The 18,087-nt window shown below is 66.9% G+C and carries 13 protein-coding genes and 1 pseudogene; 6 read left to right on the top strand and 8 right to left on the bottom strand.

The genetic code is table 11. The features are described from left to right. Positions 1 to 57 precede the first annotated feature (57 nt). From B9Y82_RS04715 to B9Y82_RS04705, 3 genes are all read left to right on the top strand, one after another. Positions 58 to 1,866, top strand: coding sequence for a DUF885 domain-containing protein (locus B9Y82_RS04715; RefSeq protein ID WP_100471737.1), 1,809 nt, complete (start codon positions 58 to 60; stop codon positions 1,864 to 1,866). Between the two features lie 15 nt (positions 1,867 to 1,881). After that, on the top strand, positions 1,882 to 2,199 hold the full coding sequence (locus tag B9Y82_RS20560; RefSeq protein ID WP_157804593.1) for a hypothetical protein: 318 nt from the start codon (positions 1,882 to 1,884) through the stop codon (positions 2,197 to 2,199). A gap of 195 nt (positions 2,200 to 2,394) precedes the next feature. Continuing rightward, positions 2,395 to 3,393, top strand: a complete 999-nt coding sequence (locus tag B9Y82_RS04705; protein ID WP_100475171.1) for a polysaccharide lyase — start codon at positions 2,395 to 2,397, stop codon at positions 3,391 to 3,393. Positions 3,394 to 3,402: 9 nt separating this feature from the next. Here the strand turns inward: B9Y82_RS04705 and agp are convergent, their stop codons facing one another. From agp to B9Y82_RS04690, 3 genes are all read right to left on the bottom strand, one after another. Beyond that, positions 3,403 to 4,626: a bifunctional glucose-1-phosphatase/inositol phosphatase gene (gene agp, locus B9Y82_RS04700; protein WP_100471736.1), complete on the bottom strand. Its 1,224-nt coding sequence runs from the start codon at positions 4,624 to 4,626 to the stop codon at positions 3,403 to 3,405. An 88-nt stretch (positions 4,627 to 4,714) separates the two neighbouring features. Continuing rightward, positions 4,715 to 6,547 (bottom strand): multidrug efflux ABC transporter SmrA, encoded by a 1,833-nt coding sequence (gene smrA, locus B9Y82_RS04695; protein ID WP_100471735.1) that lies wholly within the window; start codon positions 6,545 to 6,547, stop codon positions 4,715 to 4,717. A gap of 107 nt (positions 6,548 to 6,654) precedes the next feature. Continuing rightward, positions 6,655 to 8,217 (bottom strand): serine hydrolase, encoded by a 1,563-nt coding sequence (locus tag B9Y82_RS04690; RefSeq protein WP_100471734.1) that lies wholly within the window; start codon positions 8,215 to 8,217, stop codon positions 6,655 to 6,657. Between the two features lie 110 nt (positions 8,218 to 8,327). On the opposite strand from B9Y82_RS04690, the gene B9Y82_RS04685 reads away from it, so the two are divergent. The 3 genes from B9Y82_RS04685 to B9Y82_RS04675 are packed head-to-tail and all read left to right on the top strand — an operon-like array spanning position 8,328 to position 10,580. After that, entirely contained in the window at positions 8,328 to 8,771 is a 444-nt protein-coding gene (locus B9Y82_RS04685; protein WP_100471733.1) for a VOC family protein, read from the top strand. Then, positions 8,768 to 9,598 (top strand): DUF72 domain-containing protein, encoded by an 831-nt coding sequence (locus B9Y82_RS04680; RefSeq protein ID WP_100471732.1) that lies wholly within the window; start codon positions 8,768 to 8,770, stop codon positions 9,596 to 9,598. Before B9Y82_RS04685 ends, B9Y82_RS04680 begins: the two co-directional genes overlap by 4 nt. 34 nt (positions 9,599 to 9,632) lie before the next feature. Further along, positions 9,633 to 10,580, top strand: coding sequence for a DMT family transporter (locus tag B9Y82_RS04675; protein ID WP_100471731.1), 948 nt, complete (start codon positions 9,633 to 9,635; stop codon positions 10,578 to 10,580). A 45-nt stretch (positions 10,581 to 10,625) separates the two neighbouring features. Here the strand turns inward: B9Y82_RS04675 and B9Y82_RS21010 are convergent. From B9Y82_RS21010 to B9Y82_RS04650, 5 genes and pseudogenes are all read right to left on the bottom strand, one after another. Beyond that, a pseudogene (locus B9Y82_RS21010) lies at positions 10,626 to 11,785 on the bottom strand (AAA family ATPase). Positions 11,786 to 11,905: 120 nt separating this feature from the next. Next, a complete protein-coding gene (locus tag B9Y82_RS04665; protein WP_100471730.1) occupies positions 11,906 to 12,976 on the bottom strand; it encodes a GGDEF domain-containing protein in 1,071 nt (356 codons plus the stop codon). A gap of 80 nt (positions 12,977 to 13,056) precedes the next feature. After that, complete coding sequence (locus B9Y82_RS04660) at positions 13,057 to 13,779, bottom strand: pseudouridine synthase (protein ID WP_005408708.1); 723 nt, start codon at positions 13,777 to 13,779, stop codon at positions 13,057 to 13,059. Between the two features lie 34 nt (positions 13,780 to 13,813). Beyond that, entirely contained in the window at positions 13,814 to 15,478 is a 1,665-nt protein-coding gene (locus B9Y82_RS04655; protein WP_100471729.1) for a sensor domain-containing diguanylate cyclase, read from the bottom strand. Between the two features lie 109 nt (positions 15,479 to 15,587). After that, positions 15,588 to 18,011, bottom strand: coding sequence for a putative bifunctional diguanylate cyclase/phosphodiesterase (locus B9Y82_RS04650; RefSeq protein ID WP_100471728.1), 2,424 nt, complete (start codon positions 18,009 to 18,011; stop codon positions 15,588 to 15,590). Between the last annotated feature and the right edge of the window lie 76 nt (positions 18,012 to 18,087).

Raw genomic sequence — 18,087 nt, 5'->3', positions numbered from 1 at the left:
GGGACAAAGCAGCCCCGGGGCCCTATGCTCGGGGTTTGACCCTGTACAGGAACGCCGATGCGCCCGCATCTTCTTGCCCTCGCCCTGGTCGCCGCCCTGGCCGGTTGCCAGCCGGCCGACGCCCCGACCAACGGTTCCACCCCGGCCGCCAGCCAGCAGGCCGGTGAGGCGGCGGTCGATGCCGCCTTCGCCGACCTGTCCAAGCGCGCCCTGGACACCTGGATGCAGCTGTCCCCGGTCAGCGCCACCCAGATCGGTGACCACCGCTACGACAGCGAGCTGGACGACCTGAGCGCCGCCGGCCAGCAGAAGACCGTGGCCGCCTACAAGGCACTGCTGGGCGAGCTGGACAAGATCGACGTGGCCAAGCTCGGCCGCGAAAACCAGGTGGACGCGGCGATCCTGCGCAACCAGCTGCAGTCGGAAATCTGGAACGCCGAAGTGCTGCAGTCCGGCAAGTGGGACCCGCAGCTGTACAACGGCATCGCCGGTAGCGCGATCTACGGCCTGATGGCGCGCGAGTTCGCGCCGCTGCCGGAGCGCCTGAAGTCGGCCACCGCACGCATGGAAAAGCTGCCGGCGATCTTCGCCCAGGCCCGCGAGAACCTGGATCCGGCCCGCGTGCCGAAGATCCATGCCGAGACGGTGGCCAAGCAGAACAAGGGCATCCTCAGCATCGTCGATACCTTCATCACGCCGCACATCGGTGAACTGCCGCAGGCCGACCAGCAGCGCCTGCAGGCCGCCATCGACGGCCTGAAGAAAGCGGTGGACGAACAGCAGGCCTGGCTGGACAAGACCCTGGTGCCGAATGCCAAGGGTGATTTCCGCATCGGTGCGGAAAAATACGACCAGAAACTGAAGTTCGCACTGAGCTCCTCGCTGTCGCGCCAGGAGATCGGTGAGCGTGCCCGCGCCGAACTCAAGCGCGTGCGCGAAGACATGTACGGCATCGCGCAGACCGTGCTGAAGGACAAGCCGGGTGCACCGGAAATGCCGGCCCAGCCGACCGACGAGCAGCAGCAGAAGGCGATCGAGGCCGCGCTGGAACTGGCCTACGCCGACAAGCCGGCACGCGACAAGGTGGTCGATGATGCCAAGGCCGCGCTGGAGCAGTCCACCGCATTCGTGCGCGAGCATGATCTGATGACGCTGCCCGACGCGCCGGTGGACATCATCCTGATGCCGGAATTCCAGCGTGGCGTGGCCGTGGCCTACTGCGATTCGCCGGGCCCGCTGGACAAGAACCTGAAGACCTTCTACGCCGTGTCGCCGATTCCGGACAACTGGAGCGAGAAGCAGGTCGACTCGTTCCTGCGTGAATACAACTCGCGCATGATCCACCTGCTGAGCATCCACGAAGGCACCCCGGGCCACTACCTGGAAGGCTGGCACTCGGCCAAGTTCCCCTCCACCCTGCGTGCGGTGCTGCGTTCGGGCCTGTTCGCCGAAGGCTGGGCGGTCTACACCGAGCGCATGATGCAGGAGCAGGGTTACCTCAACAACGACCCGCTGTTCCACCTGGTGCAGCTGAAGTTCTATCTGCGCACGATCTCCAACGCGATCCTCGACCAGGGCGTGCACGTGGACAACTGGGATCGCGAGAAGGCGATGCACCTGATGACACACGACGCGTTCCAGCAGGAAAGCGAAGCCGCCGGCAAGTGGGTGCGCGCGCAGCTGACCTCGGCGCAGCTGCCGACCTACTTCGTCGGCGCGCAGGAACACTTCGACACCCGCAAGGCGGTGCAGGACAAGCTCGGCGACAAATTCAACCTGAAGGCGTACCACGACCAGGTGCTGTCCTACGGCGCCCCGCCGGTGCGTTTCGCACGCCAGCTGATGCTGGACCAGCCGATCGAGTGATTGAGCCGGTGTGAGTTGAAAACAGAATGGCCCGGGGAAACCCGGGCCATTTTTTCTCCGGCGCTGCCCAAGTCAGAGCATGTGGATATACATTTTGCTCGAACCCTGCCGTGGATCCAAAAAGTACTCTGCACCACAGCCGCGGCAGACCGCTGGATGCTCTTCATCACTGCCTCTCTGGTTCTCCAGTGCGACCGCCACTATCGGGTGCTCGCAATCGAAGCAGTTGAAGGCCACGTTGTTGCCATGCGGATCAGCCTGAATCCGGTCACCATCACCGTTCATTACGAGAAAATCCGTGATTCTCACAAGCCGCACCTCGCGCTGGATTGATGGCATGAGGGTAGCTGAATCAGGAGCATGGATTGCGCCAGTGAGGGCATGCATTTCAATGCGGCGTGACGCCTGCCGCTCGCTGACTCCTGCCTGCCCGTCCCGAATACCCGCCGCTCGGCCTACTCCGCCTCACACATGGACAACATCTGCGGGCGCATTGTTCGCATCATCTCCCTGTTCCCGCAGACTCCAATGCGCCACCTGGTGTTAGTTCTTGGCTTGCTCTCCTCTGCAATGGCCGCCGCTACGGCCTTCGCCGCCTGCCCGTCGCCGCCGGCCGGGCAACCCGACATCCGGGCCGTGGGCTACTACACCGACAAGGCCGGTTCGGTGATCGACCCGGTACTGCACCAGCAGAACAAGGACGCCACCGCGCCTCTTGACCGCTATGCCGCCGACGTGGCGCGCATGAGCGACGACTACCTGCGCGACGGTGACCCGGCAGCGGCACAGTGCACCCTGAGCTGGCTGGGTGCGTGGGCCGACGATGGCGCCATGCTCGGGCAGATGGTCCGGGTCAACAACAACCAGTCGTTCTACATGCGGCAGTGGATGCTCGATGCGGTAGCGATGGCCTACCTGAAGGTGCATGACCAAGCTGATACCCGGCAGCGCGAGCGCATCGACCTCTGGTTGCAGAAGCTGGCACGGGCCAATCTGGCGTATTGGGACAATCCGAAACGGCGCCGCAACAACCACTACTACTGGGGCGGCCTGGGCGTGCTGGCCACCGGCCTGGCCACGAGTGACGAGACCTTGTGGCAGGCCGGCCACGCCGCCTTCCAGAAGGGCATCGATGACATTCAGGACGATGGCAGCCTGCCGCTGGAAATGGCGCGCGGGCAACGTGCCCTGCACTACCACGATTACGCATTGGCGCCGCTGGTGATGATGGCTGAGCTGGCGCGGCTGCGCGGCCAGGACTGGTACGCCAGCAGGGATCACGCTATCGACCGCCTTGCCCGCCGCGTCATCGAAGGCAGCAAGGACCCTGCATGGTTCAACGAACACACCGGCGTTGCACAGCTGCCCCTGCAGGCCAGCGGCTGGGTCGAGTTCTACCGGTTGCGATCACCGGATGGCGGCCTGTTCGATGTCGCGCATGCGCGCGGCCCGTTCCACTCGCCACGGCTGGGCGGCGACCTTACGCTGATGGCCACGCATGGCATCGTGCGCGCGCCGCTGCGTTAGCGGCGTACCTCAGCGGGCTGCCGGATGCAGCAGACGTTGGAACTCGGCGACGGTGCAGCCCTGTGCCGCGCACCCCGGCACACGAAGCGCGACGCGGCCCGCCGGCTGCGCGTTGGTCAGAGGCAGCACATCGCGCAGCTGCGCGGTGGTCGGGTAGACGTAGGCCAGGCGGATCCTTTCCTCACCGCTGTGGCGATCACGCCAGCGCTCGAACTGCAGCAGGCCGCCGATCGGCGTCTTCTCGTACTGGCCCGGCAGGCTGTAGTCGCTGATTCCCAACGCCGCCAGCACCGAACCGATGTTGGAATCGTGGCCGACCAGCAGGCTCACCTTCGGTGACGCCGGATCTTCGAACAGCGCGTTTATTCTTGCCAGAAGCGGCGCGGCCACGTCCCGCGCCACCTCGGGCGTTCCGAACAGGATGTCCTGGTAGCGGTTGCGGATCTGCGCCAACGCCTGCCATTGGCCTTCCGTGTTCAAGCGGCCCCACCCTTCGCGCGAAGTACTGCTTCCCTGGTAGTGCTCCATCAACAAGGCATCGACCAGTCCACTGGCCAGGGCCAGCGAACCGGACGCGCGTGGCTCCTTGCCCGGTTCCGCACTGAAGGTCGTGTCGGCCAGCATTAGATGGCAGTCGCTGCGCCCCATGCATGCCGCCGACTGCGGATAGCGGGTGATCGCCTCCACCACCGCCAACGCCGGTGCCAGATCCGATGCGGCCCGTGCCTGTTGCATCGCCGACACCGCACGTGCGCGGAAGGCCGCGTCATCGCGGTGGATCACCGGATTGAACAGCGGGTCCATCGTGCCCAGCGGCATGCGCTGCTCGATTGCAACATGGCAGCCCGGGAAGGCTCCGGCAACGAAGAACTGCGCGGTGGCCTGGGTGCGCTGCAGGCTGTTGGCGTGGGCGTGGAAGTCACCCGGCTGCGGGCAATCCGACGGCGGCAGCAGCTGCGCCTGCCGCAGCCACTGGCCGATGTAGCGGCCCATGTAGACCTCCAGCACGCCGCCCTTGGCGGTCAGCTCGCCTGGGGCGACGTCCCAGCCTGGCCAGCGCTCTGGCGTGGCATTGGCCAGCGCACCCGATGCCACCACCGGCGCGCGCAGGTTGTGGCGGCTGAGCAGGACCACCTGTTCGAGCTGGTCGCCTTGCATGGGGGCTGGCGTGGCTGCCGCCGCTGAACTGACCAGGGCAAGCGCGAGCAGCAAAGGGCGTAGCGGGTGGATCATGCGGGTCTCCGGAAACACACTGGGGTCAGAGCCCTTTCCTGCGGAAAGGGATCCGGCCCCAAGGGATGCATCCACGCATGGCGTGGATCTACTGATCGGCAGCCACAAAACCACCGGTCTGCCGCGCCCACAACCGCGCGTACAGGCCACCGGCCGTAATCAGCTCGGCGTGGGTGCCGGTCTCGACGATGCGGCCCTGGTCCATCACCACCAACCGGTCCATGCGCGCGATGGTCGACAACCGGTGCGCGATCGCGATCACCGTCTTGCCGCCCATCAGCTCGTCCAGGCTGTCCTGGATCGCCGCTTCCACTTCCGAATCCAGCGCCGAGGTCGCCTCGTCCAGCACCAGGATCGGTGCGTCCTTCAGCAGTACGCGGGCAATGGCGATGCGCTGGCGCTGGCCGCCGGACAGCTTCACGCCGCGCTCGCCGACATGCGCGTCGTAGCCACGACGCCCCTGCCCGTCCACCAGCGTATCGATGAAGGCTTCGGCACGCGCCTTGGTTACGGCTGCGCGCAACTGCTCATCGGTCGCGTCGGGACGGCCGTACAGCAGATTGTCGCGGATCGAGCGATGCAGCAGCGAGGTATCCTGGGTGACCACGCCGATCTGCTGGCGCAGGCTTTCCTGGGTGACGTACGCAATGTCCTGGTCGTCGATCAGGATGCGGCCACTTTCCAGGTCGTACAGGCGCAGCAGCACGTTGACCAGGGTCGACTTGCCGGCACCGGAAGGACCCACCAGGCCGATCTTCTCGCCGGGCTTCACCACCAGGTCGAGGCCGGCGATCACCCCGCCCTTCTTGCCATAGTGGAAGTGGATGTCCTGGAAATGCACGCCACCACGGGTCACCTGCAATGGCACTGCATCCTCGCGGTCCTGCACGGTCAGCGGCTGGGCGATGGTGGTGATGCCGTCCTGCACCGTGCCGATGTCCTCGAAGATGCCGTTGATGGTCCACATGATCCAGCCGGACATGTTGTGGATGCGGATCACCAGGCCGGTGGCCAGGGTGATCGCGCCGACGGTGATGTGGCCACCATTCCACAGCCACAGCGCCAGCCCGCAGGTACCGGCGATCAGGAAGCCGTTGACGATGGAGATGGTCAGGTCCATGCCGGTGGTGACCCGGGTCTGCGCGCGGTGCTTGACCGCCAGTTCCTGGATCGATTCGGCAACGTAGGCCTGCTCGCGTCCGCCATGGGCGAACAGCTTCAGCGTGGGAATGTTGGTGTAGCCATCGACGATGCGGCCCATCGCCTTGGAACGTGCCTCGGAAGCGATCCAGGCGCGTTCCTTCGCGCGCGGCACGAAGTAGACCATGATCACCGCATAGGCCAGCAGCCACAGGATCAGCGGCACCATCAGCCGCCAGTCGGCCTGCGCGAACAGGTACAGCGCGGTGCCGGTATAGACCACGATGTACCAGAGCGAATCGACCATCTGTACGGCCGATTCGCGCAGCGAGGTACCGGTCTGCATCACCCGGTTGGCGACGCTGCCGGCGAAGTCGTTCTGGAAGAAGCTCAGGCTCTGCCGCACCACGTAGTTGTGCATCAGCCAGCGCGAGCGGTTGCTCAGTCCGGGCACGATGGCCTGGTTGACCAGCAGGTTGTGCAGGCCGACCAGGATCGGCCGCGCGATGACCGTGATGAACAGCATCCAGCCCAGGTCATTGGCGTGGCGCTTGAAGAAATCGGCCCCCGGCTGCTCGGCGACCATGTCGACGATGCGGCCCAGGTAATCGAACATCGCCACTTCCACCAGCGCCAGCAGCAGGCCAGCGATCAGGGTCGCCAGCAGCACCGGCCACACCGGGCGCAGGTAGTGCAGGTAGAACGGCAGCACCTTGCGCGGTGGCATGCGCCCATCCACGGGCGGGAACACCGGGATCAGGGATTCAAACCAACGGAACATCGCACTCCCTCGCCTCTTGCAAGCGGCGAAGTATCCCACGCCGGATGTGTACGCCAGCCGATGATCGCCGCGGCTCCGGTCGTGCCGGCCGCCGGCCGGCACTACCCTCACTCCTTGACCGGGGTGAACAGCAGGTCCTGGAAATCGAAGCTGAAATCGGTCAGGTCGGAGATCGGCTGCATGCGCACCTCGCGCACCTTGCCGTCCGGGTCCAGGCTGAAGTTCACGAACGCATCGGCGTTGAGCGAGCGGTCATCCCAGCGCACGATGAAGGTATCGTGCTGCCAGTGCTCCAGGCGACCGCTCAGCTGCGCGGTCTTCATGAAGCGCAGGCGCAGGCCCCTGCCCTCTGCACTGACCTGCATGTCGCCATACCAGCGGTCGCGGAACGTGCCGGTGTAGCCGGCCAGTGCCAGCGATGGCTTGCTGCCCTTGTCGCGCGCGCTCTGGTGCTTGGCCCAGGCTTCGTCGGCCTTGCCCTGGCCCTTGGCCACGGCCTTGGCATAGGCGTCCACCCAGTCGTGCTTCTCGCCACCCAGATAGGCATCCAGCACGCTCAGGGTGATCGCGTTGAACGCCGCGCCCACTTCCTGGTTGGTCAGCACCACCACGCCCAGCTTCTCGCCCGGCACCAGGGTCAGCCGCGAAACCATGCCCGGCCAGCCACCGGTATGCCAGACCAGTTTCTGCCCACGGTAGTCGCTCAGGCTCCAGCCTTCGCCGTAGCCGGCAAAGTTGGCCCGCGCCGGCGCCAGCTCCGGCACGCTCGGCGCCGGGATCGACTGCGGGGTGATCATCCGCCACATCTGCTGCTGGCTCTTTTCACTGAACAGCGCAGTGCCGTCGGCCAGCTTGCCTTCGGCCAGCTGCACCTGCATCCAGCGTGCCATGTCGTGGGCGCTGGAATAGATGCCACCGGCGCCGGCATTGTTCGACCAGGTCAGCGGCGCGACGGTACGCAGGTCCTTGAAGTCGTACTTGGCGTGGCCGACCGCTGCCTTATCACCGGGCTTGAGGTGGTCGGCGTTGTAGCGCGTACCGGCCATGCCCACCTTGTCGAAGATGCGGGTCTGCAGGAACTGCTGGTAGCTCATGCCGGAGACGCGTTCGATCACCTGCTGGGCAACCGCGTACAGGATGTTGTCGTAGGCGTAGCTCTCGCGGAAGCCGCCCTTCAGCGGCACCTTGCCCAGCCGCTGCACCACTTCGGCGTTGCTGTAGGAAGTGGTCGGCCAGAACAGCAGGTCACCGGCCCCCAGGCTCAGGCCGCTGCGATGCGACAGCAGGTCGCGGATCGTCATCTGCCCGGTCACGAACGGATCGGACATGCGGAACGACGGCAGGTGATCGATCACCTTGTCGTCCATCTTCAGCTTGCCGTCCTCGGCCAGCAGGTTCAACGAGGTGGCCGTGAACGCCTTGGTGTTGGAGGCGATCGCGAACAGCGTATCGGCCTGCACCGGCTCCGGCTTGCCCTGCTCGCGCACGCCCCAGCCACGCTCCAGCACCACCTGGCCGTCCTTGACCACGGCCACGGCGATGCCGGGCACGTCGAACTGCGCGCGCACGCGCTCGACGGTCGCATCCAGGTCCTGCAGTGGCGGCGGGGTCGCCGCGCTCGCCATGGTCGTGCACGCCAGCAGCACGGCACCTCCGATCCAGGGTTTCATCCAGCACGATCTCCGAACAGGGGTAGCGGCCGTGTGCAGGCCGTCACCGGGGTTTCGCGGGATGGTAACGGTCCGCGGCGCACCCTGCCCTGTGCCATAGGAGGGGTGTCATGGGCGGGAACGGTCAACCCAGCAGCGGCTCCACCATCATTCCGTGCCTGCGCTACCGCGACGCGCAGGCCGCCATCGACTGGCTGCAGCGCGCCTTCGGTTTTCACGTCCAGGCGGTGTATGCCGACGGCGATACCGTGTTCCATGCGCAGCTGACATATGGCAACGGCATGATCATGCTTGGTTCGAGCAGCAGTAGTGGCGAATGGTCCAAGCTGGCGGTGATGCCGGACGAGGTCGGCGGACGCCAGACCCAGAGTGCCTGCGTGATCGTCACCGATGTCGATGCGCACTATGCCCGGGCCAAGTCTGCCGGCGCGCGCATCGTCATCGACATCGCCGACCAGGACTACGGCGGCCGTGGCTATGCCTGCGCCGATCCGGAAGGCTACCTGTGGTGGTTCGGCAGCTACGATCCGTGGCGCGCGGACCACGGCCAATGACCGCAACTGCCAGCCAGGCGGCGATCCGCTGCGGCATCGGCGGCTGGGTGTTTCCCGAATGGCGCGGCGGTGTGTTCTATCCAGCGGGCCTGCCGCAGCGCGAGGAACTGGCCCACGCCAGCCGCGCCCTGCGCTGCATCGAGATCAACGGCACGTTCTATCGCACGCCAACGGCGGCCCAGTGCGCACAATGGGCCGCACAGACACCCGACGGTTTCCGCTTCTCGATGAAGGCGCCGCGCTACCTGGTGCAGCGCCGCGACCTGTCCAGCACGGTGGAGGCCGCCGCACCGTTCCTTGAGGCGGCACTCGCGCTCGGTGACCGTCTCGGCCCGTTGCTGTGGCAGTTCGATCCGCGCCACCCCGCCGATGCTGAAGCACTCGGGGCTCTGATGGGGCAATTGCCGCATCAGCTGGAGGGCGTTCCGCTGCAGCACGCGCTGGAGGTGCGCAACGCCGAGGCACATGGCCCGGCGCTGGTCGCTGCCGCGCGCCGCCACGACGTGGCGCTGGTGATCGAGGACAGCGACGAGGCGCCCCTGCACGGTGATGTCAGTGCCGGCTTCGTCTACGCCAGGATCAAGCGCAGCCAGGCCCGCTTGAACGAGGGCTTGCCGGCACCCGTGCAGCAGCGCTGGGCCGAACGCGCGCTCCACTGGTCACGCGGCGAACCGGTGGACGACCTGCCCTGCCTGTCCGGGCCGGCACCGTCAGAGCCGCGCGAGGTCTACCTGCTGTGCATCGGCGCCGGCAAGGCACGCAACCCGCCCGCGGCGATGGCCCTGCAGCGGCGGGTAGATGGGGCCAGCAATTCCTCACGCGGATAGCGCTGCGGTCATCGCCTTGCCTCACAATAGGCCGATGAGCACACCCGACACCCGCAAAGCGCTGTGGCAGATCCATTTCTGTGTCCTGCTGTGGGGCGTCACCGCCATCCTCGGCAAGCTGATCACCCTGCCGGCGCTGCCGCTGGTGTGGTGGCGCATGCTGCTGGTGACGGCGATGCTGGCCCTGCTGCCGCGGGTCTGGCGTGGATTGCGCACGCTGCCCCTGCGGCTGGTGGCGGGCTACGCCGGCATCGGCGCGTTGGTCGCGCTGCACTGGCTGACGTTCTACGGTGCGGTGAAGCTGGCCAATGCCTCGGTAGCCGCCACCTGCATCGCGCTGGCGCCAGTGTTCACCTCGATCATCGAACCCTGGGTGGCCAAGCGGCCGTTCCAGCTGCGTGAACTCGCCTTCGGCCTGGCCGTGCTGCCGGGTGTCGCACTGGTGGTCGGTGGCGTGCCCGATGGCATGCGCCTGGGTGTGTTGATCGGTGCGATCTCGGCGCTGCTGGTGGCGGTATTCGGCTCGCTCAACAAGCGCATGGTCAGCCATGCGGATCCGCTCACGGTCACCGCACTGGAACTGGGTGCGGGCACCCTCACCCTGACCCTGCTGGCACCGCTGATGCCGTACCTGCTGCCAGCGCTGGCCAGCCCGCTGTGGGTGGTTCCGGACCTGCACGACGGCATCCTGCTGCTGGTGCTGGCCGGGTTCTGCACGCTGCTGCCGTTCGCCCTGGCCCTGGTCGCACTGCGCCATCTGAGCGCCTACACGGTGCAGCTGGTGACCAACCTGGAGCCGGTCTATGCGGTGGTGCTGGCGGTGGTGCTGCTGCGCGAGCAGCACGAAGTCACCCCATGGTTCTACCTGGGCGTGGCGATCATCGTCGGTGCCGTATTCCTGCATCCACTGCTGAACCGTCGCAAGCCGATGCAGCACCCGGAGATCCTCGGTACGGCCGAGGCGCGCAACATCGCCGATTGAGTGCATCCACGCATGGCGTGGATCTACCGGTCGTGGATCGCCGTATCAACGCTGCGGCCAATGCCATGCCGGGGCATCCAGCAGGCCCTGCCCGCTGAGCAATGTGCGGCCCTGTTCCTTGTGCAGGTGCAGCGAATGGCAACCCGGTGCCTGTTCCAGCGCCGCGATCAGTCGGCTGGCATGTGACACCACCCATACCTGGCTGCGTGCACTGGCCGCGATGATCAGCCGCGCCAGTGCCGGCAGCAGGTCTGGATGCAGGCTGGTCTCCGGCTCGTTGAGCACCAGCAGCGGCGGCGGACGCGGCGTGTGCAGCGCAGCGGCCAGCAGCAGGAAGCGCAGCGTGCCGTCGGAGAGTTCGGCCATCGACAATGGCCGCAGCAGCCCCGGCTGGTGGAAGCGCAATGCCAACCGGCCATCCAGCGGCTCGAAGCTGACCGTGGCACCCGGGAACGCATCGTCGACACTGCGCGCCAGTGCGCCCGGATCTCCGATCTCGAGGATGGCACCCACGCTGCGGCCAGATCGCGACCGTCGTGATGCAGCACCGGCGTGCGTGTGGCCATTGCCGGCTGTCGCGCCGGAGCATCGGCATCACTTCGGAAATGATCGTAGAAGCGCCAGCGACGGATGTACTCTCGCAGCGCGATGGTTTCCGGCATGCGCTGCGGGTCGCCCACCTGGGTGAACAGGCTGTCGAACAGTGACAAGCGATCGTCGACCAGATCCCAGCCACGCCCATGGCGTTGCCGCACCATCGCCCCGCGCCGGTCGACCAGCAGGTTGGCGCTGCGCAGGAACGGGCCCGCCCAGATCGCCTCGGCCTTGATCTGCGGGTCCAGCGCGAAGGCGGAGCGGCTGGGCGGCGGGTAGCCCAGATCGATGGCGTAGCCGAATTCGTCGGTGGCGAAGCCCAGCTTCAGTCCCACCGATTCCTGTCGCGGGCCGCCCTGCAATGGGATTTCGCCGGCAGTGACCCGGCGGTCCATTTTTTCGGGGCCCGCCCACAGCGCCGAAGCGAGGCCGCCTTCGCGGGCCAGCACCGCCGCGACGCCGCCCTGTGCGGTCTCCGCGAGCAGGCGCAGCGCGCGGTACAGGCTGGACTTGCCACTGCCGTTGTCCCCGGTGACTACGTTCAACTGCTGCAGCGGCAGTACCAGCCCATGCAGTGAGCGATAGTGGGCGATGGCCAGGGTCTGCAGCATGGTTGTGTCCGTGGGAACAGGAACGGCATATTCGCCGGGCGCAATCGCACAGGCCGCGACACGGCGTTACCCAATCGGCAAAAGCATCCACGCATGGCGTGGATCTACTGCATGCAGGGCTCAGCCCGCCCGTTCCACCCGGTTGCGGCCATTGCCCTTGGCGCGGTACAGCGCCTTGTCGGCGCGCGCCAGCGTGTCATCCACGCTTTCACCGGGCTGGTGCTGGGCCACACCAATACTGATCGTGACCGGAAATCCCAGCGGAAGGGCTGCCACAGCCAGGCGCAGGAACTCGCACTGCAGTTCGGCCGTGTGCAGGTCGGTGCCCGGCATCACCGCCACGAACTCTTCGCCGCCATAGCGCGCGGCCATGCCACGGCCGGCAAAGTGCGAGCGCAGCAGCACGCCCAGCTCGGCCAGCACCCGGTCGCCAGTGGCGTGGCCCTGGAAGTCGTTGATGTGCTTGAAATGGTCGATGTCCAGCAGCGCGACACAGGCCAGTCCAGGTTGCCCATCGATCTCCGCCACCGCCTCTTCCAGCGCTGCCGCCATCGCGCGACGGTTCGGCAGGCCGGTCAATGCATCGGTGCGGCTCTGCTCGGCCAGATCGGCATTCTGCGCCAGCAGCACGTCCTGGTACTCCGACAGCAGGCGCTCGTAGTCATCACGCTCCAGCATGTGTTTCTGGATGTCGAGCGCGAAGCGGCGCAGTTCCATCACCAGCATCACCTGCCGCGACAGCGCGGCCAGCGCTTCGGCCTTGTCGCTGGGCAGGCGCTGCGGTTGCGCATCGAATACGCACAGCGTGCCCAGTGGCAGGCCATCGGAACTGATCAAGGGTGCACCGGCATAGAAGCGGATGTGCGGGTCGCCGGTCACCACCGGGTTGTCGTGGAAGCGGATGTCCTGCAATGCATCCTCCACCACCATGATTTCCTGCGGCTGCAGGATGGCGTGGCCACACATCGATTCGCTGCGCAGGTTCTCCGCCGCGTCGATACCCTGGATCGATTTGAACCACTGCCGTTCGACGTCGATCAGGGTCACCGCCGCCATCGAGGTACCGCAGACCGCCCTGGCGATCGCCACCAGGTCGTCGAATGACTTCTCGCGCTGCGAATCAAGGATCCGGTAGCGGTACAGCGCCTCGAGCCGAAGAGCTTCGTTGGCAGGCTTGTCGGGCTTGATCATGCAGCGTCAGGTTCCGGCAGGTCACTTCGGAGTCTAGCTGATGCAGAACCGGGTCCATGCTCGGCTCTGCACCTATCGGTTTACCAGTCCAGCTGCTTCGGCAGCAGGCCCTGCAGTTCCTGCTCGGTCAGGTTGCGCCACTGGCCTGGCTTCAGCGCGCCAATCTTGATGTTGTCGATGCGCACGCGGCGCAGCTGGGTCACCCGATAGCCGAACTCAGCCGCCATCAGGCGGATCTGCCGGTTCAGGCCCTGCTGCAGCGTGATGCGGAAACCGAACTTGGCGATGCGCGAGGTCTTGCACGGCAGCGTCATCTGGTCGTGGATGCGAACGCCACGGGCCATGCCGCGCAGGAATTCATCGGTGACCGGCTTGTTCACCGCCACCAGGTATTCCTTCTGGTGGCCGTTCTCGGCACGCAGGATCTGGTTGACGATGTCGCCGTTGCTGGTCATCAGGATCAGCCCCTCCGATTCCTTGTCCAGGCGGCCGATCGGGAAAATGCGCTGTTCGTGGCCGACGAAATCGACGATGTTGCCCTTGACCGACGTCTCGGTCGTGCAGGTGACGCCGACCGGCTTGTTCAGCGCGATGTAGACGTGGCGACGGGCACCAGGCTTGCGGGCCACGCGCGCGCGCAGCGGCTGGCCGTCGACCAGCACCTGGTCTTCCTCGCCCACCACCGCGCCGGTGCCGGCCGGATGGCCGTTGACGGTGACCCGGCGGGCAGCGATCAGGCGATCGGCCTCGCGGCGGGAGCAGAAGCCGGTGTCGGCGATATGTTTGTTGAGTCGGGTGGTCATCGGTCCATTATCCGGCATCGCCGCCCGCTGCGCTTCATGCCGGGGCCGGCGGATCGAGTTCTTCACCGTCGAACACCCGGTCGCGGCCCGCACGCTTGGCCACGTACATGGCGTGGTCAGCCCGGCGCAACAGCGCAGCCAGGTCGTCCTCGCCCGGCCGCCACTGCGCCAGGCCGATGCTGGCGGTCACCTCCAGGCCCGGCACCTGCAGCGCCCGGCCCGCTTCGGTGATGTGCTGGCGCAGGCGATCCAGGCGTGCCGACGCCGCCTCGCGCGGCATGCCCGGCATCAGCAGCAGGAACTCCTCGCCGCCCATCCGCACCACCTGGTCCTGGCTGCGCACCGCCGCACGCAGTGCACGTGCCACCGCCACCAGCACCTGGTCGCCTACGGCGTGGCCATGGCGGTCATTGATGTCCTTGAACAGGTCGATGTCGAGGAAGCCGATCACCAGCGGACCACCTTCGCGTTCGACCCGTTCCAGCTGCCGTGCCAGCTGCTGCAGCCCGGCACGGCGGTTGGGCAGCCCGGTCAGGCCATCGGTTTCGGCCAGCTGGCGCAGCTCATCGCGCTGCTGGCGCAGGCGGCCCAGCCGCTGGTTCAGCGCATAGGCGGCCATCATCAGCAGCCAGGTCACCGACAGCTGCAGCGCCTCCACGCGGTACTCCAGCAACCACGCAGCGCGGCAGGCGTCAGCCAGGATCAACACCAGCATCGGCGCCAGCGCCGCCAACCCGGCCTGCGCCCAGCGGTCACCGCGCAGCCGCGCCCACACCCCGACCATCAATGCCAGGCCACAGCCCAGCAGGTAGGACACCTGCAGGCCCTGCGCCACCCAACCCAGGCTGTCCCACTGCAGCCAGGGCACCCATGCGGCCAGCACCAGCAATCCCCATAGCGCCAGCAGCTGCACCGGGCGCGAACGCGGCAGCAGGCGGTCGCCGCCGTTCAGACGCCACAGCGCCGGCAGCACCAATGCCTGGGACGCGGCGGTCAATGCCAGCAGCCACCAGGCACCGCGCTCGCCCACCGGCAGCCACGGCTCCGGGTAGCCGCTGAGGCCACCAAGGATGGCCTGCCACAGCACCAGCACGGTGGTACCGGCGATGTAGACCAGGAAGCTGCGGTCGCGGGTAGTGAGGAAGGCCATCAGCGCCGACAACGCCAATGCGATCGCCACGGCGATGCAGGCCGCACGCACCAGCAGGCGAGCGGTATCGTTCTGCTGCACGGGGCTGGGCGCCCCCAACCGCAGGGTCGGTACCCAGCGCGCCTTCAGCGGCGTCTGCCATGACACCAGGAATGGTTCATGGCTGCCCGCCGGCGGTACCGCGACCAGGCCGATGCCTGCGCGGAACCGTGAATCACGGGTACGGGCATCATGCATGTTGCCGCAGATTTCGCGATCCCCATGCTGCACGCGCACTTCGCCAGCGAACACATTGAACACGTCCAGTGCCTGCGGCTGGCCCGACCAGCCGCCGGCGGGCGCGGCCACCTGCACCTGCTGCCGTGGCCCCTGCAGCATCTCCGGCGTGCAGCCGCGATGCGGGGTGGGTTCATCGGTGGCTGCACCGACCAGCAGGTAATCGCGCCCGGCTTCGGCCACAGCGGCCCACAGCGGCCACGGCGTTGCCAACCACACCAGCAGCACGACCAGCACCGCTCCTGTTCCGTACTGCCACTGCCTGCCGCCCACGCCACGTCCTGTTCCTGCTTACGCCCGCGCCCGCTGCGCGTCGCCCCTGCCGGGCATTATCGCAGCCGCGGCTGCAGCGCACGTGTAGACCAAAGTCGCCGACAGTCGTTCAGCCAGCCGCCGGAGGCCCCTTCACCGCCACCAGGCGGACCGGCCTCAGGTCACTCAGGGTCATCCGTTCCAGCGGCTGCGGCCGCTCGACCGCATAGCCCTGCAGGCCCTGCACGCCGAGCCGGGTCAGCGCGGCGGCGACTTCGGCGGTCTCCACCCATTCGGCCACCACCTCCATCTGCAGTTCGCGCCCCAGTTCACTGATCGCGCGCACGGTGGCGTGGCTGACCGGATCGGTATCCATGTCGCGCACGAAGGCACCGTCGATCTTCAGGATGTCGGCCGGCAGCTGGCGCAGGTAGCCAAACGAGGACAGTCCGGAGCCGAAATCGTCCAACGCCATCCGGCAGCCACGCGCCTTCACCGCATCGATGAAGGCACGCGCCTGGCTGAGGTTGCTGATCGCAGCGGTCTCGGTGATTTCGAAGCACAGCTTGGAGGCCACTGCGCGGTTGCGCTCCAGCAGGTCGCAGACGAAGGCGAGGAAGCCTGGCTCGGCGATCGACTGCGCCGAGACGTTGACGTTGCACAGGCCCAGCTGCCGGACGTGCGCCGGGCACACCTGCAGATGCCGGAACAGCAGGCCCAGCACATGCCGGTCCAGCGCCACGGCCATGCCATAACGCTCCACCGCCGGCATGAACTGGCCCGGCAGGTGCAGGCTGCCATCGCTGCCGCGCATGCGCACCAGCACCTCATAGTGCAGGTACGCGGGATCGCCAACGCGGGCAATGCGCTGCGCATACAGCACCATGCGGTTCTCGGCCATGGCCAGGCTGACGCCCTGCAGGCGTTCGGCTTCCCGGCGCCGTTCCTCCAGCGCCATGCGGTTTTCGTTGAAGCAGTGCACGCGGTTGCGCCCGGCCTGCTTGGCCGCATAGCAGGCGCTGTCGGCGGCGCTCATCAGCCAGTTCACATCCGGTGCCTCGGCGCTGACCTCGACCACGCCGATGCTGCAGCTCAACTGCGGGCTGCCCTCGCTGACCGGGAACGTGGCCTGGCCCAAGTGGCGGATCACCCGCTGCAGCACGCGCTTGGCCTCGTCCTGCCCGGCATGGGCAAGGAACACCGCGAACTCGTCCGCACCCAGCCGGCCCACCCAGTCGCCATCGCGCACTGCCGCCACCAGGTAGTCGGCGAAGCTGCGCAGCATCTGGTCGCCGGCGGCGTGGCCGAAGCTGTCGTTGACCAGCTTGAAATGGTCCAGGTTGATGTAGCACAGCGCGTGCGTGCCGCCCTCGCTGCGCACCTGCAACAGCGCGCGCTCCAGCAGCCGCTCGATCTCCCGGCGGTTGATCAGGCCGGTCAGCGGATCATGGCTGGCGTGGTGCTCGATCTCGCGCGCCAATGCATGGTTCTGGCTGACGTCCTCGATGATTGCGAACACCGACAGGCCACCGCCGGTACTGCGCACGCCGGTGCCACTCCAGCGGCCCCAGACCAGGCTGCCGTCGCGACGGCGGAAGCGCAGTTCGCTCGGTCGCAGCTGGCGGTCCCAATCGATGCGCCCCACCCCATCGATGACCAGCTCGCCATCCATCAGCAGGTCCCCCAGCGACAGCTGCAGCAGCATGTCACGACGGTGATCGAGGATATCGGCCATCGCCTGGTTGGCCTCGACCACCTTGCCTTCGGCATCGAGCTTGAGCATGCCAACGTTGGCCTGGTAGAACGCAGCGCGGAAACGGCTCTCGTGTTCTGTCAGATCCTTGCCCACGCGCCGCGCCAGCGCGACCGCCATCAGGCTGATCGCCAGCACCGACAGGCCCGCAACCATCAACGTGGCCAGCCTCACCAGCGTCGCCATCCGCAACAGCGCCTGCGAGAACGCCTGGCTCTGTACCTGCATCCGCCGGTCGAGGTCGCGCAGCTGTTGCAGGTATTGGTCACGTACGGCGATCGGCACCGGGCCACCGTCATGCCGCAGCTGCAACTCCTCGATCAGGCGCTGCACGGCCATCAGGTCACCGTCGGTCTTCCGCCACAGCGCGGTCGCCTCGCGGAAGGCACCGATGTCGCGTGCATAGCGGAACGAGAACACCAGCCGCGGGATATCGGCGCGCGCATTGCCGCCCTGCAGGAATCCCTGCCTGGCTTTGGCTTCGTCCGGCTCGCCCTGTTCCAGCGCCAGCCGCGCCTGCAGATCACCCAATGGCACCTGCAGCGCCCTGCGTGCATCGTCCAGGTCCTGCGCATCGCCGTGCGCAAGATAGCGGCTGAGCGCAGCGGTCGCATCCTGCTGCCCCCGTGACCAGTAGCCCTGGCCGGCAATCCAGGCGGTGGAGGCCGCCTGCAGTTCCTGGATCAATGCGGACAGCGCAACCAACCCGATCGCCATGCCCGTCAACAACGCAAAGCGCAATCCCAGCCCACGGGTCATCGGCACCCGCCGGCTCTGCTGGTCCGTGCCACTTCTACCCATCCCGGATCCCCCCGAATGTGCTGCGGTGACAACCTCCCTGGAACCGGCCCAGCCTATGACCGGCAATGTGTGGGCC

It is taken from the genome of Stenotrophomonas maltophilia, assembly GCF_002799155.1.
Classification (GTDB): domain Bacteria; phylum Pseudomonadota; class Gammaproteobacteria; order Xanthomonadales; family Xanthomonadaceae; genus Stenotrophomonas; species Stenotrophomonas maltophilia_R.
Note: the sequence above shows the minus strand (reverse complement) of the source record. Positions and strands in the feature narration are given on the sequence as shown.

Coding starts and splice junctions, on each gene's coding strand:
- B9Y82_RS04715 (WP_100471737.1), top strand. CDS start 58: ATGCGCCCGCATCTTCTTGCCCTCGCCCTGGTCGCCGCCCTGGCCGGT.
- B9Y82_RS04705 (WP_100475171.1), top strand. CDS start 2,395: ATGCGCCACCTGGTGTTAGTTCTTGGCTTGCTCTCCTCTGCAATGGCC.
- agp (WP_100471736.1), bottom strand. CDS start 4,626: ATGATCCACCCGCTACGCCCTTTGCTGCTCGCGCTTGCCCTGGTCAGT.
- smrA (WP_100471735.1), bottom strand. CDS start 6,547: ATGTTCCGTTGGTTTGAATCCCTGATCCCGGTGTTCCCGCCCGTGGAT.
- B9Y82_RS04690 (WP_100471734.1), bottom strand. CDS start 8,217: ATGAAACCCTGGATCGGAGGTGCCGTGCTGCTGGCGTGCACGACCATG.
- B9Y82_RS04685 (WP_100471733.1), top strand. CDS start 8,328: ATGGGCGGGAACGGTCAACCCAGCAGCGGCTCCACCATCATTCCGTGC.
- B9Y82_RS04680 (WP_100471732.1), top strand. CDS start 8,768: ATGACCGCAACTGCCAGCCAGGCGGCGATCCGCTGCGGCATCGGCGGC.
- B9Y82_RS04675 (WP_100471731.1), top strand. CDS start 9,633: ATGAGCACACCCGACACCCGCAAAGCGCTGTGGCAGATCCATTTCTGT.
- B9Y82_RS04665 (WP_100471730.1), bottom strand. CDS start 12,976: ATGATCAAGCCCGACAAGCCTGCCAACGAAGCTCTTCGGCTCGAGGCG.
- B9Y82_RS04660 (WP_005408708.1), bottom strand. CDS start 13,779: ATGACCACCCGACTCAACAAACATATCGCCGACACCGGCTTCTGCTCC.
- B9Y82_RS04650 (WP_100471728.1), bottom strand. CDS start 18,011: ATGGGTAGAAGTGGCACGGACCAGCAGAGCCGGCGGGTGCCGATGACC.